This window comes from Paraburkholderia sp. 2C (assembly GCF_054589215.1).
The window spans coordinates 726,407-749,890 of record NZ_BAAILL010000036.1; the positions used below are offsets into that span (position 1 = coordinate 726,407).

At 63.6% G+C, this 23,484-nt stretch carries 21 protein-coding genes; 11 read left to right on the top strand and 10 right to left on the bottom strand.

Annotated features, from left to right (window positions below; genetic code table 11):
* Nucleotides 1–3: 3 nt before the first annotated feature.
* The 4 genes from ACYPXD_RS15965 to ACYPXD_RS15980 are packed head-to-tail and all read right to left on the bottom strand — an operon-like array spanning nt 4 to nt 4,503.
* Nucleotides 4–576, bottom strand: a complete 573-nt coding sequence (locus ACYPXD_RS15965; protein WP_459712971.1) for a type IV pilus biogenesis protein PilP — start codon at nt 574–576, stop codon at nt 4–6.
* Entirely contained in the window at nt 566–1,873 is a 1,308-nt protein-coding gene (gene pilO2 / locus ACYPXD_RS15970; RefSeq protein WP_459712973.1) for a type 4b pilus protein PilO2, read from the bottom strand. The genes ACYPXD_RS15965 and pilO2 overlap by 11 nt, the downstream gene beginning before the upstream one ends.
* A 24-nt stretch (nt 1,874–1,897) precedes the next feature.
* Nucleotides 1,898–3,622: a PilN family type IVB pilus formation outer membrane protein gene (pilN, locus tag ACYPXD_RS15975; protein WP_459712974.1), complete on the bottom strand. Its 1,725-nt coding sequence runs from the start codon at nt 3,620–3,622 to the stop codon at nt 1,898–1,900.
* Nucleotides 3,622–4,503, bottom strand: coding sequence for a toxin co-regulated pilus biosynthesis Q family protein (locus ACYPXD_RS15980; RefSeq protein WP_459712975.1), 882 nt, complete (start codon nt 4,501–4,503; stop codon nt 3,622–3,624). Before ACYPXD_RS15980 ends, pilN begins: the two co-directional genes overlap by 1 nt.
* A gap of 1,133 nt (nt 4,504–5,636) precedes the next feature.
* Between ACYPXD_RS15980 and ACYPXD_RS15985 the strand changes: the two genes are divergently transcribed.
* The 3 genes from ACYPXD_RS15985 (at nt 5,637) to ACYPXD_RS15995 (ending at nt 8,522) form a co-directional block, all read left to right on the top strand.
* Nucleotides 5,637–7,079 carry a helix-turn-helix transcriptional regulator gene (locus tag ACYPXD_RS15985; RefSeq protein WP_459712978.1) on the top strand — a complete coding sequence of 481 codons (1,443 nt, stop codon included), beginning with the start codon at nt 5,637–5,639 and terminating at the stop codon, nt 7,077–7,079.
* 138 nt (nt 7,080–7,217) lie between these two features.
* Entirely contained in the window at nt 7,218–7,901 is a 684-nt protein-coding gene (locus ACYPXD_RS15990; protein WP_459712981.1) for a lytic transglycosylase domain-containing protein, read from the top strand.
* A 144-nt stretch (nt 7,902–8,045) separates the two neighbouring features.
* Nucleotides 8,046–8,522 (top strand): lytic transglycosylase domain-containing protein, encoded by a 477-nt coding sequence (locus ACYPXD_RS15995; protein ID WP_459712983.1) that lies wholly within the window; start codon nt 8,046–8,048, stop codon nt 8,520–8,522.
* 105 nt (nt 8,523–8,627) lie between these two features.
* Here ACYPXD_RS15995 and ACYPXD_RS16000 read toward each other — a convergent pair whose 3' ends face one another.
* The 3 genes from ACYPXD_RS16000 to ACYPXD_RS16010 form a co-directional block, all read right to left on the bottom strand.
* A complete protein-coding gene (locus ACYPXD_RS16000; RefSeq protein ID WP_459712985.1) occupies nt 8,628–9,173 on the bottom strand; it encodes a hypothetical protein in 546 nt (181 codons plus the stop codon).
* Between the two features lie 237 nt (nt 9,174–9,410).
* Complete coding sequence (locus ACYPXD_RS16005; protein WP_459712987.1) at nt 9,411–11,837, bottom strand: hypothetical protein; 2,427 nt, start codon at nt 11,835–11,837, stop codon at nt 9,411–9,413.
* Between the two features lie 1,209 nt (nt 11,838–13,046).
* Nucleotides 13,047–13,919: a LysR family transcriptional regulator gene (locus tag ACYPXD_RS16010; protein ID WP_459712991.1), complete on the bottom strand. Its 873-nt coding sequence runs from the start codon at nt 13,917–13,919 to the stop codon at nt 13,047–13,049.
* Nucleotides 13,920–14,147: 228 nt separating this feature from the next.
* Between ACYPXD_RS16010 and ACYPXD_RS16015 the strand changes: the two genes are divergently transcribed.
* The 5 genes from ACYPXD_RS16015 to ACYPXD_RS16035 all read left to right on the top strand — a co-directional run bounded on the left by ACYPXD_RS16015 (nt 14,148) and on the right by ACYPXD_RS16035 (nt 17,832).
* Entirely contained in the window at nt 14,148–14,999 is an 852-nt protein-coding gene (locus ACYPXD_RS16015; protein WP_459712993.1) for a transporter substrate-binding domain-containing protein, read from the top strand.
* 9 nt (nt 15,000–15,008) lie between these two features.
* Nucleotides 15,009–15,689 carry an amino acid ABC transporter permease gene (locus ACYPXD_RS16020; protein WP_459712995.1) on the top strand — a complete coding sequence of 227 codons (681 nt, stop codon included), beginning with the start codon at nt 15,009–15,011 and terminating at the stop codon, nt 15,687–15,689.
* Complete coding sequence (locus ACYPXD_RS16025; RefSeq protein WP_459712997.1) at nt 15,679–16,341, top strand: amino acid ABC transporter permease; 663 nt, start codon at nt 15,679–15,681, stop codon at nt 16,339–16,341. The genes ACYPXD_RS16020 and ACYPXD_RS16025 overlap by 11 nt, the downstream gene beginning before the upstream one ends.
* A 32-nt stretch (nt 16,342–16,373) precedes the next feature.
* Entirely contained in the window at nt 16,374–17,333 is a 960-nt protein-coding gene (locus tag ACYPXD_RS16030) for an agmatinase (protein WP_459713000.1), read from the top strand.
* 82 nt (nt 17,334–17,415) lie between these two features.
* On the top strand, nt 17,416–17,832 hold the full coding sequence (locus tag ACYPXD_RS16035) for a RidA family protein (RefSeq protein WP_408357135.1): 417 nt from the start codon (nt 17,416–17,418) through the stop codon (nt 17,830–17,832).
* A gap of 86 nt (nt 17,833–17,918) precedes the next feature.
* Here ACYPXD_RS16035 and ACYPXD_RS16040 read toward each other — a convergent pair whose 3' ends face one another.
* From ACYPXD_RS16040 to ACYPXD_RS16050, 3 genes are all read right to left on the bottom strand, one after another.
* Nucleotides 17,919–18,314 (bottom strand): hypothetical protein, encoded by a 396-nt coding sequence (locus ACYPXD_RS16040; protein ID WP_459713003.1) that lies wholly within the window; start codon nt 18,312–18,314, stop codon nt 17,919–17,921.
* A 203-nt stretch (nt 18,315–18,517) separates the two neighbouring features.
* On the bottom strand, nt 18,518–18,658 hold the full coding sequence (locus ACYPXD_RS16045; RefSeq protein ID WP_459713005.1) for a DUF3563 family protein: 141 nt from the start codon (nt 18,656–18,658) through the stop codon (nt 18,518–18,520).
* Nucleotides 18,659–19,010: 352 nt separating this feature from the next.
* Nucleotides 19,011–20,402 carry an aminotransferase-like domain-containing protein gene (locus ACYPXD_RS16050; protein WP_459713007.1) on the bottom strand — a complete coding sequence of 464 codons (1,392 nt, stop codon included), beginning with the start codon at nt 20,400–20,402 and terminating at the stop codon, nt 19,011–19,013.
* 413 nt (nt 20,403–20,815) lie between these two features.
* On the opposite strand from ACYPXD_RS16050, the gene ACYPXD_RS16055 reads away from it, so the two are divergent.
* From ACYPXD_RS16055 to ACYPXD_RS16065, 3 genes are read left to right on the top strand one after another with little or no spacing between them, the layout of a single operon-like run.
* Nucleotides 20,816–21,298: an MSMEG_0572/Sll0783 family nitrogen starvation response protein gene (locus ACYPXD_RS16055; RefSeq protein ID WP_459713009.1), complete on the top strand. Its 483-nt coding sequence runs from the start codon at nt 20,816–20,818 to the stop codon at nt 21,296–21,298.
* 12 nt (nt 21,299–21,310) lie between these two features.
* Nucleotides 21,311–22,378, top strand: a complete 1,068-nt coding sequence (locus ACYPXD_RS16060) for a Nit6803 family nitrilase (RefSeq protein ID WP_459713011.1) — start codon at nt 21,311–21,313, stop codon at nt 22,376–22,378.
* The gene (locus ACYPXD_RS16065) at nt 22,347–23,483 is read left to right on the top strand and encodes an MSMEG_0568 family radical SAM protein (RefSeq protein ID WP_459713013.1); all 1,137 of its coding nucleotides are present in this window, start codon (nt 22,347–22,349) and stop codon (nt 23,481–23,483) included. The genes ACYPXD_RS16060 and ACYPXD_RS16065 overlap by 32 nt, the downstream gene beginning before the upstream one ends.
* The last annotated feature ends 1 nt before the right edge of the window (nt 23,484 follow it).

The following is a 23,484-nucleotide window of genomic DNA, read 5'->3' on the forward strand; positions in this document are numbered from 1 at the left end:
TCATCACCTCGTCGGCATGGACAGTGTCGGAATCGGCGGCACGCCGCCGTTCATCGCGCCGGCCGCGGCGACCCGCGACGGCGCCTTGCGGGCGGACATGACCGTCAGCGTCGTGCGATGGCCGTCCTTGCCCTCCACGATGACCGAGCCCGGACGGATCGACATGACCCGCATGCCGTTCGCCAGCGTGTCGCCCTGGTGGACGTCGTACTCGCCGGCGCCGTTGACGTCGACAGTTGCGCTGATGGTGTCGCCGAGACTCTGCGTGGCAAGCACGGAAATCTCGTCGTACGTGATCGTGCGGCCCATCCGATTGAGCGCCGCCTCGCGCTCGGCGACCTGCTGCTGCGCGTCGAGCTTCTTCAGCTGAGCCTTCAGCACGACGGTGTCCTCCTGCAGATGCATCAGCTCGTTGGCCGCCGCCGCGGCGGCCGGCGTCGGCACCACCGCCGCGGCAACCGGCGCGCTACCGGGCGCGGCGGTTTGCGCACGCACCGCCGCGGAAAACCCGATCACGCCCGCCAGCGCCACGACGCCGAGCACACGCTGCACCCGTCTCGCACGATCATTTTTCATAGAGCACTCCTTCGATGGTCCACTGTCCGGACTGGTACGACACCTTGTCGAGCCGCACGCCCGGCTGATCCAGATACCTGATGACGCTGGTCGGCGACAGGTCGCCGAGATTCGCGGACAGACGCCACGTCTGCCACGGCGGCGCTGCGTCGCGCTTGCCGCCCAACTGCCCGAGCGCGTCGGCGGCGAAACTTTTCGGCGGCGTCGCGGGCCGTTGCAACGAGAAGGTCAGCGACACGCCAAGCAGCTGGAACGCGGACAGCATGCGCAGACGCACACCGTGCACGTCGATCGCTTCATCGCCGCCCGCGGCCAGCGAGACCGGCACGACCAGCGTTGCATGATTGCCGCTCGTGTCAATCACCGCGCGCGGCTGCGCGGCCACCAGCATCGCCACGTTCGAATCCTCGCGCGACCAGCTATAGCTGACGTTGGTCTCGCGGCACGCGTAGCTGTCGAGCTGCCAGCCGCCCGGCGCGATCAGCACGAAGTGATCGACGCAGCCGCTCACGAAGGTCGACGGCAGCGGCGCGGCGGCCCACGGATGCGGCGCTTCGGGCGGCGCGACCGGATGCGGCGGATGCAGCCGCAACTGCTCGCGCGCGCGTTCGAAGGCCAGTTGGCGCGCGACTTCGAGCTTGTGCTCGCGATACCGGTACCCGCCCCACGCAAGCAGGCCGACCGCCGTCAGCACCCCCGCCGCGAGCGCGATCCTGCGCCACTGAACGCGCCGCGACACCGGCATCAGATTGACCCAGCGCGGCAGATGCGTCCTGCCGCCGCGCCGCGGAATCATGTTCTCGATACTGCGTGGATAGAAGTTATGAAAGCCCTGCACTTCGATCTGCGGATCGCCGATCACGACGTTCCAGCCTCCGAGGCTATAGTCGCTATGCAGGCGTTCGAACACCTCTTCGCTGCTGCCGACCCAATCGCCATTGGGCAGAAACGCGCCATCGCGCACCGCGAAATAGGCCCAGCGTTCGTCCGGCAGCCGGAATGCGCCGAGCCAGTTCGGCGCCGGCTGCTGGCGTCCATCGTAAAACGCGCCTTCGGTGGCGATCGCTTTCGATACCAGCGCGCCGAGCGACGGCAGACCAAGCTGCGCCCCTTCGCGCGTGCTCGCGAATCCCGCGCCCGCGAAGCTGCGGTCGATACGCAGCACCAACGCGTCGAAGCGCAGCCGCGCGGCCAGCTCGGTCGCTTCCGCGCGCAGTTCGTGCCGGCGCGACAACGACTGCCAGAACAGCCCGCAAAGAAAGCGGTGGCGGCCGATCTGGACGATTTGCGTAGCCATGATGGGGTTCCGGTGCGGGTCGCGTCACGCGCCGTTCATCGTGATCGGCGAAATCAGGATCACGATGATTTCGCGCGAATGCGTCGCGCTGCGGCCGCCGCCGAGCACGAAGTTCGAAGGCGTGCCGACGCCTTGCTGGTTGCTGTGGTCCTCGACGCCTTCGTAGCCGCTGATCACCAGCGTCTGGCCCGACTTCATCGCGACACGCTGCAGAAAGTTGCGCGTGTCGACGGTCGGCAGCTCGATCTTCTGCCCGGTGCCGCTATCGAACGGAACCAGCGACACGAGCGACGAGATGTTCGTGTAGAACTGCATCATCACCGTGCCGTCGTCGAGGATATGCGGCAGCAGCGTCAGGTTGAAGCCGGTGGTGACCGTGCCCGGCGTCAGCGCCGTCTGGCTGCCGACGTTGGCGGTCTGCGTCGTCGAGACCTGCGCGAGATAACCCTGCTGCTCGGCGACCTGCACGGGCACGGGCTGATCGTTGAGTGTCGTGACCGATGCCGACGTCTTGCGCCGCACGGTGCCCTGGTCGGACAACGCGGTGATCACCGCGTTGGTGGTCGACGCGCGGCTCGACGGCGTAATCACCGTCGCCGAAAACTGGTTACCGCCCGTCACGAGACTCGAGAACGTGTTCGTGATGCCGAATTTCGTGCCGAGCGCCTGGTAGACCGCCGTCCAGTCAATCCCGAAGGTATCGTCCGCCGACAGCGTCACCGAAAGCACAGTCACGTTCACGAGCACCTGCCGCGCCAGCACGCGGTTCTGCTGCTCGATGAACGTGCCGACGCGGTCGAGTACGTCGGGTGTATCGGTGACCGATATCGAACCGGTCGCGGGCGATGCGATCACGGTCCCGGCCGGCGACAGCATCGTCTTGATCGCGGACTGCAAACCGCTGTAGACCGATAGCTGAGCGTTCATCGCGGTGTTCGTCGAGTTATCGGACGATACCGTCGGCACGCCGCCGCTGCCCGAGCCGCCGCCCCCGCCGCCTCCGCCGCCACCCCCACCCGACAGCAGGCCGCCCGACGAAGCGCCGTTATTGTTCGACGCGCTCACGACGCTCGCGTCGAGTTTCGAGTCGCCGGGAATCGCGATCACCTGGTACACGCGCGTATCGGTATAGTAGAACGTGATCGCCCCGTCCGCGTATTTCCAGTACACGCTAAAGCGCGCGGCAGCCGCATCGAGCAGGCCATGCAGCGTACCGTGCGGATAAACGATGTGAACCTGCATCGGCTCGGACGACGCGCCGCGCGAGGCCCCCATCACCGTCGCCTGCGGCGATGGCCCCTGCAGCAGGCCAGTCGGCAACGGCGGCAGACCGGGCAACCCCGTGCTCGCGCTCGACGGTCCACCGCCGGGCTGCGCGGCTTGCGCGGCTGCGTCCTCCGCGCCGGGCGCCACCTTCGCCGGAATGTGCGTGAGACGCGTAATGCGCTCCGCGAACGCATGCAGAGAATCGACCGTGCCGTCGAAGCTCGCGGGTTCGTTAAAGAGATTCGGCAAGGTCGACTTCGCGGCAATCTTCAATGTATTGCCGGACAGCCACAGGTCGTCGCGAACGATCACGTCGTCCGGATCGTGACTGCGGTTGTCGCCCTGCGAAAGCTTGCCGAGCGCGCGTCCCGCTTGCGACGCGTCGGCGTGCGCATCGGTATCGACCTTGTTCCACAGGTTCGTGCAACCGGCGAGTTGCATCACGCACACGCCGATCGCGGCGAATTGACGAATGGTGCGCATCAGCCTGCTCCCTTAGGAATGACCCGCAGTACGCGATTACCCTGATACATGACGATCTGGATCGGCACCTGCGAATTGCCCAGCGCGTTCGCGACCGCGTGCAGCGCGTGCTCGAGCGTGCCGTGAATGGTTGCGTCCGCATCGACCGTGAAATCGGTCGGCACGTCCCAGATGAATTGCCAGCCCGCGTCGGACGCCCAGCGCGCGAGCGCATTGCGCACCGAACCGTCCGAGCGCCGCAGTTCCCAGGTCGTTTGCACCGGGGGCGCTTCCGAAGCGGCGGCGGGAGCGGACGCCGCGGCGGCAACCACCGACGCTGCGGACATCGAAGCGATTGCCGGCGACGCCGACGATGCCGGCAACGCGGGCGGCGCGGATGGAGCAGGTGTGGCGGACGCAACCGCGAGCGGAATGCCGGGTGCGCCGGCAACCGGCGCTTGCTGCGTAACCATCGCCGCGGCCTGCGTTTGCGTCTGCGCCGACGACGCGGCCGACGGCCACGCGGCAAGCGCCGGTTGCCGCAACGCGGGATGCGCGGTCACGGTCACAAGATGCAGGTCGGTATCGACATGCGCCTGCAACGTGGGGTCGCCCGACAGCAGTTCGCCGAGCACGTGCACGAACGAACCGCCTGCGTGCCAGCTGACCGGCGCGTCGGCCCATGGCCCCGCGTTCGGTACGTTGACGCTGTAACTGGCCGGCACCACCTGTTCGATCGCATGCAGAAGCGGCACGGCATGGCCGCTCGTGCGCACGGTGTCTGCCGCGCGATGCGCGCCCTCGACGATGACCTGCTGATCCGCCGCGAACGCCGATACGCACATGGCCCACGTGCAACACAACAGCAGTTTCAACCCCACCCCGAACCGTAGCCTTTGCATGTTGTCTTCTTGCGTTTGCTGAGCTGCTCCGGCAGCTGTGCAACCGGCGTGAACGCCGGCTGCTCCTTGATCGCGACACTCCGTGAGGCGGGCCTCGCACGTGCCGTCAAGCCGCGCTTGCAGTGCATTGTCACGACGCGACGATGAGCACGCCACACTGTTTGACACTCTGTTGCATTCCAGAGTGAACCGCGGTGTCCAGGGTCAGGACAGCAGGAAGGCACTCTTGAGTCGTGCGTCGGGACATACCCGAGGCAAGCGGTGTTGCCGATCGCTACCGACCACTGCCAAAGGACCGCGCATCGTCCGGCTAAACGCACGACGATGTGCGAACGTTGCCAGCACATACCGCTGTCTCGTTTACGGCGCGAGGAATCGTAGCTTTAATGGAATTTCAAAAATAGAAGAAGAAAAACGTAGGCTATTTTTCTCTCAACACTATTGAGCGCTCCTTCCAATTTCACATAAGGAGGCTAGCGCTTATTTCTGCCGGGCATTGAGAGGACAGTTTTTCATGACAGCCATGTCTAACATGGCGAATCGCTCGCAAAGCACTGTATACAAGCGATAAGCGCGCGCAAGCGGGTCTTATCGAAAACCCTGATTGTTCACTTGCGCAGCACATGGACCTCCAGACAAACGGTGCCGCGTGCGTAAAGCACTAGCATGAAATTATGTTTTAGCCATGATATCGATCGCCATTCGCGGCATGCTTTTCTATACCAGTCGGACGTGTCGCACGAATGAATTTGCGGTAAACATTACCAGTCGACACAATGCCCTTCCCCCTCAGCCGCGGTTCACGCCGGGCTGTCGAATCGTCTCGTTCGCATCGGTACCTGATAGCCGATGCCCGATGGCCTGATGCCATTTGCCCCGATTGTGAAAGCTCGAAGAAGAGAAAGTCGAGACAGAAAAATTAATACGCGTCATAAAGAAATCGTATGGCGAGCCCGCGCGCGCGGCGCTCGCTCCGTCATGACGATGCATCGGCATGCGTTCGCCACGCAGAAAGTAACAAACCATCACAAACACGAGCCAGGATCGCCGCGCGATGAAAACATGCGCTCACTGCTTCACGAATTTCGTTGCACCTCACCTAACGCACGCTCTCATCGAGCAAGGAGCACGACATGTTCTCGACGATCTACTTCGCAGCCTCCTCGGTCCTCGCCACCCGCGACATTCCGTCCGACCTCGCACGCAAGGTGCTCGACGGGCGCTTTCTCGATGCGGTGCGCACCGCGGCCAACCTCGCCGATTTCCACGACGATCACGATCTGCATGCGCGTGCGCGTCTGCAGATCTACGGTGACCTCGAACTCGCGCTCGGCCGCTACGAGGAAGCGGAGGAAACCTACCGCCGCACGCAGAAGGCGATTCGCCATTCGCGCGATACGCTGCGCACGGTGACCTGCCGCAACACGGGCTGGCAAGCGTTCTTTCGAAACCAGTTCAACGTCGCGCTGACCTGCTTCAAGCGCGTGGCCGAAGACAAGGCCGTCACGCCCGAGCAACGGCTCGATAGCCTAGTCGGCGCAACCCTCGTGCTGTTTCATCTCGGTTGTATCCAGGCCGCGTGCGACCGTCTGATCGAACTGGTGTCGCTTGCGCGCGCGAGCGGCGATCCACGCTGGGTCTATCTGGTCGACGCGCTGCGCCGCGATTTGCTCGCGCAGCATGAACTGCACTGCTTGGAACGCCTTGCCGATCACATTTACTGGCGCTCGGTGGTCGCAGGCTTCGCGCTCAGCGACGCGAGCACGCAAGACGCGTCCGGCGCCGGTGGGGCCATCCCGCTGCTCGCGCAGCGCCTCGACCATCTGGGTCATCTCCTGCGCCTGGCGGGCGGCAGCATCGCCGCGTGCGAGCCGCTCAACCAGTATCTGAACTGGAGCCGCATGACGGGGCTGCACGAGTATCACCGCAGTCTGTGCCTCGAAATCACGCTCGCGGCAATTGCCGGCCACCTGACGTCCGTCGCCGAGACGATGCTCGACACGTCGGGCGCGGCGGCCTCGCAGGGCAGCCAGCACGCGCGCTGGTATCTCGATTATCTGTACTGCAAGGCGAAGATCATGCAGCAGCAGGCGCGTACGCAGGAATTCGCGCAACTCTACGGCCGCTATGCGCTTGCGTCGATCCAGCACGTGCGCGCGGACAACGTATCGATGCCCGCTACCGTGTCGGACCTCGTGCTGCCGTCGCGCAACCAGCAGCAGCGCACCGACGATGTCAGCGCGCGGCTGCCGGCGAAATATCGACGCGCGTACCGCTATCTGATGGACAACCTCGATCAGAAGGATCTGTCCGTCCGCGAGGTTGCATCGCACGTCGGTGTGACCGAGCGCGCGATGCAGGCGGCGTTCAAGAATCATCTCGGACTGTCGCCGAGCGAACTGATCCGCCGGCAGCGCATGGAGCGTATCCGCGACGACCTGCTCGACGACTACGCACCGGTCGCACGCGTGCTCGACGTCGCGAAGAAATGGGGCGTGCAGCATCGGTCGACGCTGATCAACGGTTACCGCCGCGTGTTCCAGGAAGCGCCTTCCGAAACGCTCGCCGCACGCTGACATCTGTTTTCACACACACACTCACGCACGGTTCACGAGGAGAGGATCATGTCCGGCCTGTCAGTTCAAAGCGGTTATTCAGTCACCCCACAGGATTATTCGACCAGTGGCGCTAACTCAAGCTCGACGCAACAGATGATGCAGGAACTGCTGCAGGAGATCGAGGAAATCATCAGCGAGCTCCAGGATGCGTCGAACCCCGACGACACCCCGTCCACGCCGCCGCAATTGAATGCAGCGCCGCCCCCGTCGCAGGGCGGCGGCGAACCCTCGGGTCCTTCGGGCTCTGCCGGCCCCTCCGGCCCGTCGGGCGCGAGCCCGGCCACGGCGACCGGCGACCTCTCCGGCAGCGGCTCGACGCTGGGCCCGGGCTTCCCGTCGCAGCTCGAACCGTACCGCCAGGACATCGAGAACGCGTCGAAACAGACCGGCGTGCCGGCCAATATTCTCGCCGCGCAAATCTGGCAGGAGTCGCGCGGCGATGCGAATGCCGGCAGCACGAACGTCAACGGCATGACCGACCAGGGGCTGATGCAGGTCGATCCCGCGACGTTCTCCCAGTTGCAGCAGGAGCACCCCGAGTTGCAAGGCAAGAGCCTGTCGGACCCTTCGACGAACATCATGGCCGGCGCCTACTACATGGCCGATATGTCCAAACAGTTCGGCGGCAACTGGGGTGAGGCGCTGCGTGCATACAACTCCGGCCCCGATCAGGTCAATCCGTCGAACCTGTCCAGCGTGACAGTTGGCGATCCGAACTACGTCAGCGAGGTCAGCAACTTCGCGTCGATCATTCAGAACGGCGGACAACTGCCGGCTTGACGGCGGTTGCCTCGATGCGGCCGGCGCGCCATGCGCCGGCGTTGCCTTTATCCCGTCCCTCAGCAACGGCGCGCGCGGAATCCACGCGAGCACGCGTCGCGCTGCCGTTGCCTGTCGCGTCGACGGCTCACTGTCCCAAACATCATGTCCATCCGCCTGACATCACTGAAGCCCGCGGTTTCGCTAACGGTCGCGGCCGCCTGCCTTGCCCCCGCGAGCGCGCGTGCGGCCGGCGACTGTTTCGACGCCGCCGCCGCGTACCAGCACGTCAATCCGCTGATCCTGCGCGCGATCGCGTGGCAGGAGTCGCACGCGAACGCGGGCGCGATTCACCGCAACCGCAACGGCTCGACCGACTACGGAATGATGCAGATCAACTCGATCCATCTGCCGGTGCTCGCGCGCTACGGCATCTCAGCGGCCGACCTGATGAATCCGTGTGCGAACGTTTATATCGCCGCCTGGTATTTGCGGCGGATGATCGTCAAATATGGCTATACGTGGACGGCCATCGGTGCGTACCACTCCGAATCGCCTGCGGAACGCGACCGCTATGCGGGTGCGATAAAGGCGCTCGTCGAGCGGACGGCTGTGCTGCCGGTGGTGGACCGGCAGCGCTAACGTGACTGAGCGGGATTGAACGCGGCCGCCGCGATGCGCGCCGCGAACGAAAAACGGGCCGCACGCTGTCATCGCGTGCGGCCCGCCTGATGGGAATCGCCCCGTTTAGTTACCCTTTGCAGCCTGGTCGAGGTAGTCCGCTCCCTTGTTGCCCATCGATGCAATCGTGGAAGCAAACTTCATCTGCTGGCTGGCCGCGGCGCCGGCCTGAATCATCTCGATCTGTTCCTGCGCCTCGTGCTGGGTGAGACCCATCTTGACATCATTGCCAAACGACTCAGTGAGCTGCGGCAGGTAATTCTGCCCGTACATGGCGGCTGCACCTCCATAATTCATCAGCTTCCCCGCCATGCCGAGCGGCCCCGGCATATGCGACATCATTTGCCCCGCCATGTGAGTCATCCCCCCCGCCGACATGAAGCCGCCGGGGCTTTCGGGGCCGCGTTGAGGCAGTTGCGCGTTCATCCGCATCGGCGTGTGCGACGCCATCGGTGACGGCGTCCTGTCCGCCATCGACGTCAGACCGCCCAGATGATGCGTCCCCGGCGCGTATTGCGGCGTCGGCATCTGTATTTCGGGCATCTCGTGTGAGTGACCCGTGAACGCATCAAGGCCGGCTCCTGAACCAAGACGATCAATTCCATCAGGCATATTTAGCACCTCATAAAATACTAGAATTTTCCGCTCGCTATGAGGGGCGCGCCTGCACCAGGCGAAAGCGCGCATGGATCTCGCGTGAGCGGGACAGTAACGAATCATGCAATGAAACATTAGTATTGCGAGCTTTCTGTCATTCGAAAGCGCGCGACAAATTGCACCATTTCGCGAAGCACCGTCTTCGCGCGAAGGTTCCGCGGGAAGACGGCGGGCGTGCTATCGGCGCAGCCGTCACGCAAGCGGCGGCGTGCTGCGCGGCTCCAGCTCGATCCGTTCCGGATCCGGCGGCACGGACGCTTCGTGGCGAACGGCGTCCGATGATTCCGCGGTCGTCGGTTCGGTCGTCGGTTCGGTCGTCGCTGCGTCGACCGCGTGATCGGACAGACCGGCGGTGTCGCCGGTATCCATTTTTCGCAAGGTCTCGAGCATCGGCCCCATCTGCTCGGCCTGGGTCCTGAAGTCCGCGAAAGCCTTGCCCGCCTCCTTCAGACCTCGACCGCTCTGCCACCAGTTGTCGTACAGATAAAAGGCGGGAGCAATCGTGCCTTTGCCGAACTGCGTCATGAAACCGATCGCGTCTTTGGCATCGGCATCGCGGCGCTGATTCTTGACGTTCGTCACCATCCCCTGGGTTCCCGCGGCGAACAGCCCGACCATAAAGCTGGCAATGGCCAGGTAGAACTGCACGGCAAGCGAAACGTGATCGTTTCCGCCTTGCGACGCGGAGATCATGCGTCCTCCCGCGGTCGCGCCCGCGCTTCCGAATGCGCCGAACGTAAAAGTCTGTCCGAGCCGCTGCGATATTTGCGCGCTGAGTTCGAGCGGCTTGGTGAGCTTCGCGTAACCTTCACGCAGTGCGAAGAGTCCGGAACCGTTCATCGCGGATTCCAGCAGCGCTTTGGTATCCGGGTGCATATCGTCGTTCACGTCGAACTTGCGGAGATTCTCCCGATCCCGCTTGTAGTCGTCGATTTTTATCTGCAGCGCAGGGTCGCCAGCCGGCTGCCCGCCCATTTCCGCGAGGTTGCCGCCAGTCTGAGCCGCTTTCTTGCGCTCCTGCCGCGCCTCGAGATTTTTCACCTCGGCCGCAAGCCGGTCCGCGACACGCAGCACCATGGACGCTTCCGGAAGCACGACCATCTTCCGGCACTTTTCGACGTCGATATCCTGCGCGTCGATTTTTCCCGTTCGGGCTATCTTGTCCTTCGCGCCATCGACGAACATATCGGCATGCAGCATGTTCAGCTTGTGCTCATGCCTGAGTCCGTTGACTTCATCTTTCGCGGCGGCTCGATGCTGCGCGAAAATCGCAAGGAGCGCCACGGCTGCCGAAACGCCCGATACCCCATAGGAGGATGGAATCTTCACGTGGGTGTTGTCAAAGAATGAAGCGGTCGCATGTGTGCCGCGTTCTCTGAAGACCGGCGAAAGAACACTGCTGCCCGAGCGCGCACCGCGGGCGGGAATCTGCCACAACGTCGACTCGATCTGACGGGCGTGCGAGCCGTCGACAGCATGCATCTGACTCGCGTGCCCGCAAAGCGCCAGCTGGTTTTCCAGATGTTTCTCACAATCCGCGATGAACTGCTTCGTTTCTTCCGGGCTAAGACCGCTATTCGCCAGTTTCTCGAGATCGACCTGTCCGTCCTGATCGATCAGCTTGCGGCTGCCAAGGAAATCCTTGATCTTCTGTTCGCTTTCCTGCGCCGTCTTGATGCTTTGCTGGATGTTCCCTCGTATCTGGGACTGTGTGACGCTGGAATTGATCGCGCCTTTGTCCACTTTCACGTCGATGTTGCCCGTGCGCCTGAAATAGTCGATCGCACCGATCACCAGCGACTGTATCGGCGCGGTGATGACCGGCTGAGCCAGCACCACGCCGAGGCCGGCAAAAGCCGCGTTCCATGGCTTCATCTTCTGCGTCGCAAAAGGAATCACGAAATAGCTGATCGCATTGAATACCGTGCCGCTTGTCGGAATCCACAAGCCTGCCTTGTGTGCGGCGCTTTCCATGCCGTCGATCTGCGCATCGGTGATGGAGAGCGCGTGGTACCAGTCCTTGAGCTGCGCATTCGAAATGTTATTGACGAGTTGCCGGTTCGACGGCACGGGGCCGCCCGCATGGTCGCCGAGCGGATGGAATCGAACGGCTTGCAGAACCTCGGCAAGATCGCCGGTGTTGATTTCTCTCTCTTTCTGACTTTTCAACGCGGCTTGCAGTTTGGGCAGATCGGTAGGGAACATCCATTTTCCCTGTCGCGCCTGCTGGACTGCCGGGCTTTCGATCTCGATCGAATCGGACTTTTCGACGGCGCCCTTCGATGTTTTTTGCAGCGCGCCTGTGGCATCCGGCTTCGACGGTGTGCTTTCGCGCGCGCTGAGCTCATGCCCGGCGTCGACGGTCTGAATCTCGTCAGAGGCAACCTGCGGGCTGGCCGGCAATGACGCGCGCAAGCGCAGCGAGCCGCGCGAGGCGGTCGACGGCGTCGGTGACGCCGGCCGGTTCTCCTTCAGTTTATCGAACGCTTCCGAGCCGGCCGAGACCTTTTTCTTTGGAACACCCGGTTGAGCGCTGGTGGCTTCGGGACTGTCGTGAGCGAATGTCACGTCTTGAGACTTGAAGGTTTGCAGCGGAATCGATGTCGGTGGCGTTGACATGGCGGAGTTGGATCCTTTTTCGGTAACGAGCGGAACGATTGATTGATGCCCGCGCATCGTAGAAATCGCTCGTGACACGCAAAAGATCGACTACCGAAGAATCAGGCGCAAACGCGAAGCTCAACCGTGCTCAAGCAACGGGCACTGCCCGAATGGATTTCGCGGCCGGATCGCTCGCCTCATGGTTTGCATCGAACGATACGTCAATATGACTACCGGGCGGCGGCTGATCATCGGGAATCACAGCAGCATCGGCATCGGTGAGTTGAGACCGTTGCAACCTGCCCTCCCCTCGTTTCGATCCGCGCGGGACCGGCTAGCCGCCGCTGGGTAACGCTGAGGGCGATGCCTGCCAGTATTAAGCAGGCGGCCGTTCCCGCAGCGAGCTGTGACGCCCGCATCTGCTCCCACCGATCCCCCGCTCCATTTCGAGCAGGCGACGCGCGGGCGACCGCTAACGTTGCACGCCGCGATGAGACCCGCTCCGCAGCCCCTCCTTTTTGACGCTAACGACGGTCAATAACGGCTAACGAGCATCTAATGGTGCTAATGGCGATTAGCGCCATTGGGCAAACGGGGCAGGTTGATACAATGACCTGTCGGACCTCCGCGGCCACGTTTGGCGTCCTCGTTGTTAATTTGCGCGGAGTCCTGATCCACCCAAATCAACAAATCCCCCTCAGGGAGCGCCGGCAATGAACGCCTGGCTTGCCGCCGCGATGTCCATCTGGCGACCGGGAATACAGTGCACTATTCTCGTAAAGAGCGTTTAGAGCCTTGTCAATCAAGAAATTGAGGTTGCCAGTTTGTCACCCAACGAGGGCGAAATGCGGCGAACCACGTCCTGGCATGCGCTTGTCTTGATGGCCCTGATGTCTTTCGGGACCGTTCCGCGGCTCGTTTCAGCGCAGTCCGGGTGCACCGCGGCGAACGACAACGAGGACCAGCTATGCAGCGTAAGCTGTCCGATCGGCGAGACCGCTTCATGCAATGCGGGGATAGGTTCCAGCGCTCCAAAATGCGTGTGCTCCAGCGCTAGCACCGCCATCGATCTGCCGGCCGATATCGCAAGCCCAATGCGTCGCGAATCAATGGACATTGACGAAACAGCCCCCGCGTTTGCGCGCAGCATCAATCGATCTTCTTGCCGTCCGGCAGTTTGTCCGGCACAGCCCTATCCGGCTGCCTGCGACACCAAGGGAACCTCAGTCACTCAATGCGATGACGTTGCTGGACGAGATCGAGAAACAGCTCGAGCGCGCGCGTTCGAGGCCGGGAAATTTCAATGATCGCGCTGATCGTATTTTCATAGACCGGGCCTGACGGCACTTTCGCCAGCGCGTGCCGTTTCGCGAACGACGCGGCGTAAAACTGCGGCAACAAGCCGACGTAATGCCCGGACAGCACCAGCATCGCGACGGCCTCGAGGCCCGACGCCGACGGTCCGCGCTGCATCCCCAGCTTATGAAGCGCCTCGTGCACGAACGGCTGCTCACGATAGACGAGCGGCAGTGTCGACGCGTCGCGCATCCTGCGACGCGCCACATACAGCGCTTGCCGCTCGATAAAGAGCGGCAGGTAATGGAAACCAGCCTCACGCCGGTACATGCCGCGAATCGCCACCTGCACCCGACGCTCCCGCAACGCCAGATCGAGTTCATTGAAGGTCATGACCTGTAACTCGACGCTCACGTCGGGCGCCTGTTCCTTCAGCGCGGCGAGCACCTCAGGCAGACGACAGGCTTCGTCGCTGGCGATGTGCTCGACCATCCCGATCGACAGCGTGCCGGACAGCACGCCGCGCAGCGCGTCAATTTCCGGCTGGATCCGTTCCAGCGAGCGAATCGCATCGCGCGCAAGATCGAGTGCGACCTTCCCCGCATGCGTCAGCACGAAGCCGGACGGACCCCGCTCGCATAGCCGGGCGCCGAGCGTTTCCTCGACTTCGCGGATGTGACGGCTAATCGAGGCCTTCGACATATTCAGCTGCTTCTCCGCCGCAGCGAAGCCATTGGCTTGCGCAACCGCGCAGAAGATACGCAGCGAGCGCAGATCGCGTTCGCTGAAATCAGGTCGCTGCACCTGGATGGCTCCTTAAGTTCGCCGAACGGCCGGTACAAACGCTTCCAAACACATTCCAAACGCATTCGAAAGGTTTCGTTTTCCAAAACCATACCGATAAAAAAATCATTTTTCACGCTCTTTATGGCGGCATACATTCGGGCACCTGGCGAATCGCGCGATGCCGCGGCGTCCGCGACGCGCCGGCCCGTCACCACACGGCCACACGACCCGCACGCGGAGAGAGCAATGAAGAACCTCACCAGACGATCTTTCCTTAAAACCACGCTCGCGTCGGGGGCCGCACTGGCGCTGCCGAAGCTCGCGCTCGCCGAGGGCGGCACGCTCGCGGACATCAAGCAACGCGGCAAACTCGTGGTCGGCACCGAAGCCGCGTACGAGCCGTTCGAATTCGTCCAGAACGGTCAGATCGTCGGCTACGGGCACGATGTGCTTGAACTGATGGCGGCGAAGCTCGGCGTGAAACTCGAGCAGATGAATCTGCCGTTTCAAGGCCTGCTTCCAGGCCTGATGGCGCACAAGTTCGACTTCGTCGCGACCAGTGTCGGCATCACGCCGGAGCGCGCCAAACGGTTTGCGTTCAGCGAGCCGGTCGGCGTGGTGCGCTCCGTGCTGCTGGTACGCGCCGACGATGCGTCGATCAAGCGCGATCTCGACATCGGCGGCAAGACGATCGGCACGCAAATGGGCTCGTCGTCACAGCCTGTCGCCGACGAGTTCGAAAAGGAACTGAAGGAAAAGACCGGCAAGGGCTACGCGGACACCAAGCTATTCCAGGCGTATCCGGACGTGTCGAACGCGCTCGCGAACAAGACCGTCGACGTCGCGCTCATGCCGTCGAACATCGCCGCCGTGGAGATGAAGCGTCAGCCGAGCGAATTCCGTATTGCCGGCACGATCGGTCAGCCGAAGCTGCTCGCATGGGTCGCCAACCCGAACGATCTCGAGATCCGTAAGTTCATCAACGATTCGCTCGATGAATTCCGCGCGAACGGCAAGCTCGCCGCATTGCAGACGAAATGGTTCGGCACGCCGATGGACACGCCGCACGCGAACTATCTGCCGGCCGGCGCCATCTGACGCGCCGTCATGCTCAACGCGCTCGGCCAAGGCGGCGTGATGGCGCCATTTCTCGATGGCGTCGTATCGGGCACCGCGCTGACGCTGGCCGCCTCGGCCGGTGCGTTCGTCATCGGACTCGCGCTCGGCATCGCCCTGCTGCTCGCGCGCATCTCGCCGTTCGGTCCGCTGCGCGCACTGGTGGTGCTGTGGGTGAGCCTGATTCGCGGCACGCCGGTGCTGATCCACATGCTGATCGCGTACTACATGGTGCCGGCGCTGCTCAATATTTCGATCTCGCCGATCACCGCGGGTATCGCCGCGCTTGCCTGCAATACCAGCGCGTATATCGTCGAAATCCTGCGCGGTTCGCTCGGCACCATCCCGTGGGGACAGCGCGCGGCCAGTTACGCGCTGGGCATGCGCACCGCCCAGGTGTGGCGTTACGTATTGCTGCCGCAGATGATCTATCGCGCGATTCCGCCGCTCACCAGCGAGTTCACGCTGCTGTTGAAAGCGTCGTCGCTGATGTCGATCATCGCGGTGCCGGAACTCGCGACGGTCGCGCGCAACGCCACGCTGCAAACCGACTTGCCGCTGCAGGTCTTCACGATCACCGCGGCGGTCTACTTCGTGATCCTGTTCTGCATCTCGGCCGTCTCGCGACTCTGCGAGCGCCGTGTTTCAAGGATGCTGCCCCATGGCCATTGATATGTCGGTCGTCCGCGAGGCGGTGCCGGTGCTGCTCGACGGACTTCGCATCACCGCGCTGGTCAGCGCGATCGGTATCCCGATCGGCGCCGCCGCCGGCGTCGTCGCCGCGTATGCCGCGCAATCGCACACCTTGCTCAAGCCGATCGCGCTCGCCTACGTCGAACTGGTGCGCAACATCCCCTATCTGATTTTGGTCTACCTGTCGTTCTTCGGCCTCCCGAAGCTCGGCGTGGGCGCCTCGGCGATGACCGTCGCGATCGGCTGCACGGCGTTCTACACGGGTGGCTACTTCTGCGAAATCCTGCGAGCGGCGCTGCGCAGCGTGCCACGCGGCCAGACCCAGGCGGCGCTTTCCCTCGGCCTGACGTTCTGGCAGACACAGCGCCTCGTGATCGCGCCGCAGTTGTTCGGCTATATCACGCCGCCGGCCACCAGCCTCGCGATCATGATGTTCAAGGATTCGGCGATTTTCTCGGTGATGAGCCTGCCGGAGATGACTTACCAGAGCAATCTGCTCACCGCGAACACCTTTGCCTATGTCGAAGTGCTCGGCACGACGGCATTGATCTACTGGATCTGCAGCGTTCTGCTGGCCGGCGTCGGACGACGTCTGGAGATAGCGATCGGACGGCGCACGCGCCCTGTCTGACGCAGATCCGCCCTTCCCCTGGAGATGCTCGCATGACCCGATACACCGTAGCGCCGCGCACCGGCCACCCCACCCTGCTCTACTCGGAACTCGATCTCGACATCGACAACCTGAAGGCCGATATCGCCGTGCTCGGCATGCCGTACGGCGCACCGTACGCGCCATCCGACTTCAGCAACGACCAGACCAATGCGCCATCGGCAATCCGTCAGGCGACCGACCGTGTGGTGCGCAAACCGGAGCACTACGACTTCGATATCGACGGTCCGCTGCTGCAAGGCCGCGACGACGTGCGCTTCGTCGATTGCGGCGACATCATTCCCGATCTGACCCGGCCGGGCGAGCACTACGCGCGCGCCGAAGCCGCGGTTCGCCGCATCGTGGCCGGCGGCGCAATGCCGATCGTGCTGGGCGGCGATCACGGCATCACGACGCCGATCCTGCGCGGCCTCGATGCCAAAGGTCCGATCACGCTCGTGCACATCGACGCCCACCTCGACTGGCGCGACGACGTCAACGGCGTGCGCGAAGGCCTGTCGAGCCCGATTCGCCGTGCGTCGGAAATGGCGCACGTCGATCGCATCGTCCAGATCGGTTTGCGCGCGCAAGGCAGCGGGCGTGCCGCGGAACTCGCCGCCGCACGCGCGTACGGCTCGGAACTCGTGACCGCGTACGAACTGCACGACATCGGCATGGATGCGGTGCTCGCACGCATCCCCGACGGCGGCAACTACTATCTGACAATCGACGCCGACGGCCTCGACCCGTCGGTGATGCCGGCCGTCGCGGGTCCGGCGCCCGGTGGAGTGACCTTCGTGCAAGCGCGCAAGCTGATTCACGGGCTGGTGAAGAAAGGCCGTGTGGTCGGCATGGACATCGTCGAAATCCAGCCGGAAAAGGACGACGCGAATCTCATTTCGTGCGTGACTGCCGGGCGGCTGATTCTCAACCTGATCGGCGCGTCGATCCGCGCGGGATATTTCGACAAATGAACGCGAATAACGCCCCCAGCGCTGCCGCGCAACGCTTTCTCTCCCGCACTCTTCATCGCTGAACTTTTCGAATCGTCACGACATGACCACTCATACGCGCATCCGCAAATTCAATACTCGAGAAACGTATCCCGAACAGAAGCTGGACAACGATCTGTGCCAGGCGGTCGTGGCCGGCAACACGGTCTACCTGCGCGGCCAGATCGGCCAGGATCTCGATACGCGCGAATCGGTCGGCATCGGCGACGTGGTCGCGCAAACCGAGAAAGCGATGTCGAATGTCAAGATGCTGCTCGATGAATGCGGCAGCAAGCTCGAGGACATCTGCAAGGTCACGGTCTATATCATCGATCCGCGTTATCGCGAGGCCGTCTACAACGTGATGGGCCGTTGGCTCAAGGGCGTGTTCCCGGTGTCGACGGGAATCGTCGTGCAGGCACTCGCGCGCCCCGAATGGGTCGTCGAAATCGACGTCATCGCGGTCAAGCCGGACGCGTGACCATGCCGCTTGCCCGACGGGCCGAACGCGTGAAAACGCGGTTCTCGGGCACGACCAGTCGACGGGTCCGGCGTGACGCCATAGGGCTACTTTTTGCGGTCGACGACACGGCCGACGAACTTCCAGCCCTGGTCACGTATCCACACGTAGGTATAGCCGGTAGGACCGTCGATAAATACGGCTAACGGGTGGATTGCAACAGCCTCCTCCCTCAACTGGGACACAGCCGCCGAGGTCACGTGCGCTTCGGTTCGCTGCGCAACGGCATTGCGATCATCGAGCGTCCAGCCGTCGTCCGCAAGGTAAGCAAGCTGGCGTGCGCTGCCGCCGGCAGGTTGAACAAGCAGCGTGAGCGGCGCATCCGTCACCGCCGTTTCCTGTTCGTGTCTTGCCGGCGCATCGCGCGCCGCCACGGCTTCCACCCGGACGGGATCCCCGCTGTCGGTCTCGCCGGCAGCCAGCGAAACCTGGCCGACGGTCACAAGCGCCAGCGCGCTTAGCGCTGCGCTCAGCAATCGTGCGCCTCTATTCGATCGTTTCATTGTGTTACCTCTACCAGTCATGAACCGAAGGCCACCGCGCTTCCGATACGCGGCCGCCGCCCGGGCAATCCACCAACGAAGCCGCCGCGCCACGATGGTCCGCGCAGCTCACACCATCGGCACCGCGCTGCGTCTCGCGCGCATCAGATCTCCAGCATATTCATGCGGCGTTCGAGTTCGCCCATGTCGGTCGCGGACGCCAGATAGGCGTCGCGCCGATTGTGTTCGGCGCGATCAAGCGCCTTTCTCAACAACGGGTACAAATAGATAAACAGAATCAGCACAGCGCCCTCCGGTCGATTGCGCGTTGCGCCCGAAAGGGCGCAAGCACGGGTTCCAGACGTGCATTCGCGACAGGCATCCGGGTTCGATGGATCGAGGGGTGCGCGACGGCTGGACGCTGTTTAACGCAGGGGTTGTGCCATACGGCCGCCGTCCTTGTCAGACGGGCGTTTCAGCGATATTGCGGAGTGCTGGAGAGCGAAAGTGTCGTCGCGCGGCCAACGCATCGAAAGAAAAAGTGGGGCCGCGCCGAACACGTATTCGTGTGCGCGAATGGGTGACCGGAATCGTTGCTGGCGAAGCCCCGCCCCGACGCAATTCCGGTTGCTAAAACAGGGGCTTTTTCGGACCGCGTCACATCATCGGCATATGCAGATGATGCGGATCCCTGAGCGTTTCGGCGACACGTTTCAACGCCTCGCGGCAATCGTCGCGATCCTGGGGGCCGCCGAGACACACCCGGATCGCGTTGGGCGGATTGCCGTCCGTCGAAAATGCCGCGCCCGCCACCGTGCCCACGCCCTGGTTGCGCAGTTGCAGCGCCAACTCCGGCGCGCTCCAGTTGCAGTTCGACGGAATGCCGAGCCACAGGTGAAAGCCGTCGTTCTGCGCATCGAATCGCCACTCGTCGAGCTCTTCCGCCGCGATGTCCTGACGTGCATTCGCTTCGCGGCGTATCGCGGCTAGCATCTCGTGCGCAGTACCGTCGTTGACCCACTGCGTCGCGAGTATCACGGTGAAGGGACTCGGCATCACCGTGGTTGCGCGTAACGCACCCGATATGCGCTGCGCCTGGCGCGCATTCGGCGCGCGCAGGTACGCGACGCGCAGGCCCGCGCCGAGCGTCTTCGAGAAGCCGGTCACGTAGTAGGTCAGATCCGGCGCAAGGGTTGCCAGTGCGACCGGCTTGCGCGCCGGCAGCCAGCCGTACGCATCGTCTTCGATAATCGGCACGCTGTAGCGCAATGCGACGTCCGCCAGCGCCTCGCGCCGCTGGATCGACAGCGTCAACGTGCTCGGATTCTGCAAGGTCGGGTTGCAATAGAACGCGCCGGGCTTTTCGCTCTTGCACAGCGCTTCGAACGCGTGCGGCAACGGACCTTCGTCGTCGCGCGGCAGCGGTTGCAGGCGCACGCCGAGTTGCGACGCGATCGCCTTGATGCCCGGATAGGCAAGCGTATCGAGGCAGATCGTCTCGCCGGGCCGCGCGAGTTGCGACACGAGCGCGACCAGCGCGCTATGAATACCGGGGCAGACGAGCACCGTGTCTTCCGTGCAATCGGGCAGCCTGTCCTTGAGCCACGTGCGTCCCGCCGCGCGGTCGTCGGGTGTGCCGCCAAAATCCTGATAGCGCAGCAGCCGGTAGGGGTCGGCCTGCGCAAACAGCTGGGACGCCGAATCGCGCAGGCGCGCGACCAGTTCGGGCGGCTCCGGCGGCATGTTCATCGACATCTCGACACTGCTGCCGCCCGCCAGCGGCAAGGTCTGCGTGCGGCCTCGCACGAACGTGCCGCTGCCCGCGCGTGCGTCGAGCAGCCCCCGCTTGCGCGCCTCCGCATAGGCGCGCGCGATCGTCGTATAGTTCAGTTGCAGTGCGCAGGCCAGATCGCGCAACCCGGGCAGACGGTCGCGCGGACGCAGACGTCCGCTCGCAAGGTCTTCCTCGATCAGATCCGGAATCACGAGATAAGCTGGCTTACGGCTTTCAGTCAGCCGCTTCAGCCAGTGATGCGTGAAACTGTCCACGATATGCATTCCTTAACGGGTTGCTGAACGGGTCGTTAGACGAATCACTAAAACCTAACACGAAGCCCCTGCCGGAAAACAATTTTCCTTGAACGCCGCGCGGCCCTGATTGCATTGATCGCATCAGTGCACGTCCGCGGGGTATCTCGCACCACGTGCACGCACAGCGCGCATCGCCGCTGCGCTGAGACGGTGCGCACGCAATCGATGCAATCAGCCGCAAAGCCCCATCCAGCAAGCATTGCAAAGAAAATTTCAGGTCGCTCGAACGTTTCGGCTCTAATTGATCGGCAATTGATTGCATGAACCGCGCCGGGCATTGGCATATCCGTTGCGTGATGAGGCGCGCCGGTCCGCACTGTGATCCGGACCGAGTTATCCGATTCCTCACGCGACTTACTGGAGAGCGCGCCATGCCTGCCGTCACGCAACCGTTGCATCAGAAAGGCGATTATCTGGTCGACTATGAAGAGAAGGTGTTTCCCGATGTCAAAGCCGAGCCCGGCGAAAAGGCGCTCGTCACGTTTCATACGGTCGCGTTCGAAGGCTCGATCGGTTTCGTCAACCTGCTGCAAGCCACGCGTCTGCAGCGCAAGGGCTTCGATACGTCGGTGCTGCTATACGGCCCGGGCGTCACGCTCGGCCTGCAGCGCGGCTTTCCGACGCTCGGCGACGAAGCGTTTCCGGGCCATCTGAACTTCAACAAGCAGCTGATGAAGTTCATGGAGGAAGGCGGCAAGGTCTATGCGTGCCGTTTCGCCTTGCAGGCGCTGTACGGCCATGGCGAAGCATCGCTGATCGAAGGCATCCGGCCGATCAATCCGCTCGACGTGCTCGATCTCCAGCTGCTGCATCGCAAGGAGAACGCACTGATCATCCATACGTGGACCGTCTGACGGGGAACGGTCATGTCCGAGCAGCGAATCATCCGTGCAGCGGCGGTGCAGATCGCGCCCGACCTCGAGCGGCCCGGCGGCACGCTCGACAAGGTGTGCGACGCGCTCGACGAAGCCGCGGCGCAAGGCGTGCAGCTCGCCGTCTTTCCCGAGACGTTCGTGCCGTACTACCCGTACTTTTCCTTCGTGCGTCCGCCGGTCGCGTCGGGCGCCGATCACATGCGCCTGTACGAGCACGCGGTGGCGGTGCCGGGCCCGGTCACGCAGGCGGTCGCGGAGCGCGCGCGGCGGCACCGGATGGTCGTCGTACTCGGCGTGAACGAGCGCGATTACGGCAGCCTGTACAACACGCAGCTGGTGTTTGACGCCAATGGCCAGCTCGCGCTCAAGCGCCGCAAGCTCACACCGACGTTTCACGAACGGATGATCTGGGGCCAGGGCGACGCGGCGGGCCTGAAGGTCGTACAGACCGCCTATGCGCGCGTCGGGGCGCTGGCGTGCTGGGAGCATTACAACCCGCTCGCGCGCTATGCGCTGATGACCCAGCACGAGGAAATCCACTGTAGCCAGTTTCCCGGTTCGCTCGTTGGGCCGATTTTCTCGGAGCAGATCGATGTGACGATCCGCCACCATGCGCTCGAATCCGGCTGCTTCGTGGTCAATTCGACGGGCTGGCTCAGCGACGCGCAGATCGAATCGGTGACGGCCGATCCGAAGCTGCAAAAAGCGCTGCGCGGCGGCTGCCATGCGGCGATCGTGTCGCCCGAAGGCCAGCATCTGGCAGAGCCGCTGCGCGAGGGCGAAGGCATGGTGGTCGCGGACCTCGACATGGCGCTGATCACCAAGCGCAAGCGGATGATGGATTCGGTCGGCCATTACGCGCGGCCCGAATTGCTGAGCCTCGCCATCAACGACCGGCCGGCGACACCCTCGATGCCGATGGCCGCCGCGTTTGGACATGGCGCGGGACCCGCATTCGGTCCGATACAGAGCGCCGCGTCGGCCGAACCGGTCAACGCGATCACCGATCCCACTTCAGGAAACGAGCATGAACGCCAGCACGAACCTGTCTCCGGTTGATACGCACGCCGGCGAGCAGCGGATGGTGGACCTGCGCACCGAACTGCAATCCGCCGGCCTGCGTCTCGTCGACCCGCACGCGGGCGCCGCGAGCCGGCGCGGCGGCGCGGGCCCGTCGGATCACAAGGCGGTGATCGTCGACGGCGTGACGATCATGGTGCCGGTCCATACGAGTTCCGCGTGGGATTCGCCGTTTGTCGCCGGCGTGCCGGATGCGTCGGGTCAGAGCACGCTGATGCGCGGCACGATTCCGATCGCGAACGTCAGCTTTGCGCGTGCGCCGCGTTTCACGCGGCTGCAAACGCTCGACGGCGTGCCCTACTCGCATATCGCGACGCTGCACGGCACCGACGTGCTCGCGACGACCGTGTTGCAAACCTGTATCCGCTACGAAAGCCGCAAGAAAAGTTGCAAGTTCTGCGCGATCGGCCAGTCGCTTGCGGCAGGCCGCACCATTGCACGCAAGACACCGGAACAGCTTGCCGAAGTGGCGCGCGCCGCGGTGCTGCTCGATGGCGTCAAACATATGGTGCTGACCACCGGCACACCGCCGACGCCCGATCGCGGCGCGCAGATCCTCTGCGAAAGCGCGTTTGCGATCAAGGCGGCGGTCGACCTGCCGATTCAGGCGCAATGCGAGCCGCCCGACGACGACCGCTGGTTCGAGCGGATGAAGGCAAGCGGCGTCGACACGCTCGGCATGCATCTCGAAGCGGTCACGCCCGCGGTGCGCGAGCGGATCATGCCCGGCAAGGCGAGTGTGCCGGTGTCGCGCTACATGGACGCGTTCAAGGCGGCCGTCGCGGTATTCGGGCGTGGCCAGGTGAGCACCTATATTCTTGCGGGCCTCGGCGACAGCGCGGACGCGATTCTCGCGATGTCGCGCGAGCTGATCGCGCTTGGCGTCTATCCGTTCGTCGTGCCGTTCGTGCCGATCAGCGGCACGCCGCTCGAGGACCATCCCGCGCCGTCGCCGGAATTCATGAAGTCGGTGCTCGCGCCGCTCGGCGCGATGCTGCGCGGCGCGCAGATGCATTCCGCCGATATCAAGGCCGGCTGCGGCAAATGCGGCGCGTGTTCGTCGCTGGCATCGTACGAGGCCTGAG

Excerpts from the sequence above, each read along its gene's own strand:
- ACYPXD_RS16005 (WP_459712987.1), bottom strand. The coding sequence starts at position 11,837 with ATGTCAACGCCACCGACATCGATTCCGCTGCAAACCTTCAAGTCTCAA.
- ACYPXD_RS16015 (WP_459712993.1), top strand. The coding sequence starts at position 14,148 with ATGAAGAACCTCACCAGACGATCTTTCCTTAAAACCACGCTCGCGTCG.
- ACYPXD_RS15980 (WP_459712975.1), bottom strand. The coding sequence starts at position 4,503 with ATGCAAAGGCTACGGTTCGGGGTGGGGTTGAAACTGCTGTTGTGTTGC.
- ACYPXD_RS16035 (WP_408357135.1), top strand. The coding sequence starts at position 17,416 with ATGACCACTCATACGCGCATCCGCAAATTCAATACTCGAGAAACGTAT.
- pilN (WP_459712974.1), bottom strand. The coding sequence starts at position 3,622 with ATGCGCACCATTCGTCAATTCGCCGCGATCGGCGTGTGCGTGATGCAA.
- ACYPXD_RS15965 (WP_459712971.1), bottom strand. The coding sequence starts at position 576 with ATGAAAAATGATCGTGCGAGACGGGTGCAGCGTGTGCTCGGCGTCGTG.
- ACYPXD_RS16060 (WP_459713011.1), top strand. The coding sequence starts at position 21,311 with ATGTCCGAGCAGCGAATCATCCGTGCAGCGGCGGTGCAGATCGCGCCC.
- ACYPXD_RS16025 (WP_459712997.1), top strand. The coding sequence starts at position 15,679 with ATGGCCATTGATATGTCGGTCGTCCGCGAGGCGGTGCCGGTGCTGCTC.
- ACYPXD_RS15995 (WP_459712983.1), top strand. The coding sequence starts at position 8,046 with ATGTCCATCCGCCTGACATCACTGAAGCCCGCGGTTTCGCTAACGGTC.
- ACYPXD_RS16030 (WP_459713000.1), top strand. The coding sequence starts at position 16,374 with ATGACCCGATACACCGTAGCGCCGCGCACCGGCCACCCCACCCTGCTC.
- ACYPXD_RS16020 (WP_459712995.1), top strand. The coding sequence starts at position 15,009 with ATGCTCAACGCGCTCGGCCAAGGCGGCGTGATGGCGCCATTTCTCGAT.
- ACYPXD_RS16065 (WP_459713013.1), top strand. The coding sequence starts at position 22,347 with ATGAACGCCAGCACGAACCTGTCTCCGGTTGATACGCACGCCGGCGAG.
- ACYPXD_RS16055 (WP_459713009.1), top strand. The coding sequence starts at position 20,816 with ATGCCTGCCGTCACGCAACCGTTGCATCAGAAAGGCGATTATCTGGTC.
- ACYPXD_RS16000 (WP_459712985.1), bottom strand. The coding sequence starts at position 9,173 with ATGCCTGATGGAATTGATCGTCTTGGTTCAGGAGCCGGCCTTGATGCG.
- ACYPXD_RS15985 (WP_459712978.1), top strand. The coding sequence starts at position 5,637 with ATGTTCTCGACGATCTACTTCGCAGCCTCCTCGGTCCTCGCCACCCGC.
- ACYPXD_RS15990 (WP_459712981.1), top strand. The coding sequence starts at position 7,218 with ATGCAGGAACTGCTGCAGGAGATCGAGGAAATCATCAGCGAGCTCCAG.
- pilO2 (WP_459712973.1), bottom strand. The coding sequence starts at position 1,873 with ATGGCTACGCAAATCGTCCAGATCGGCCGCCACCGCTTTCTTTGCGGG.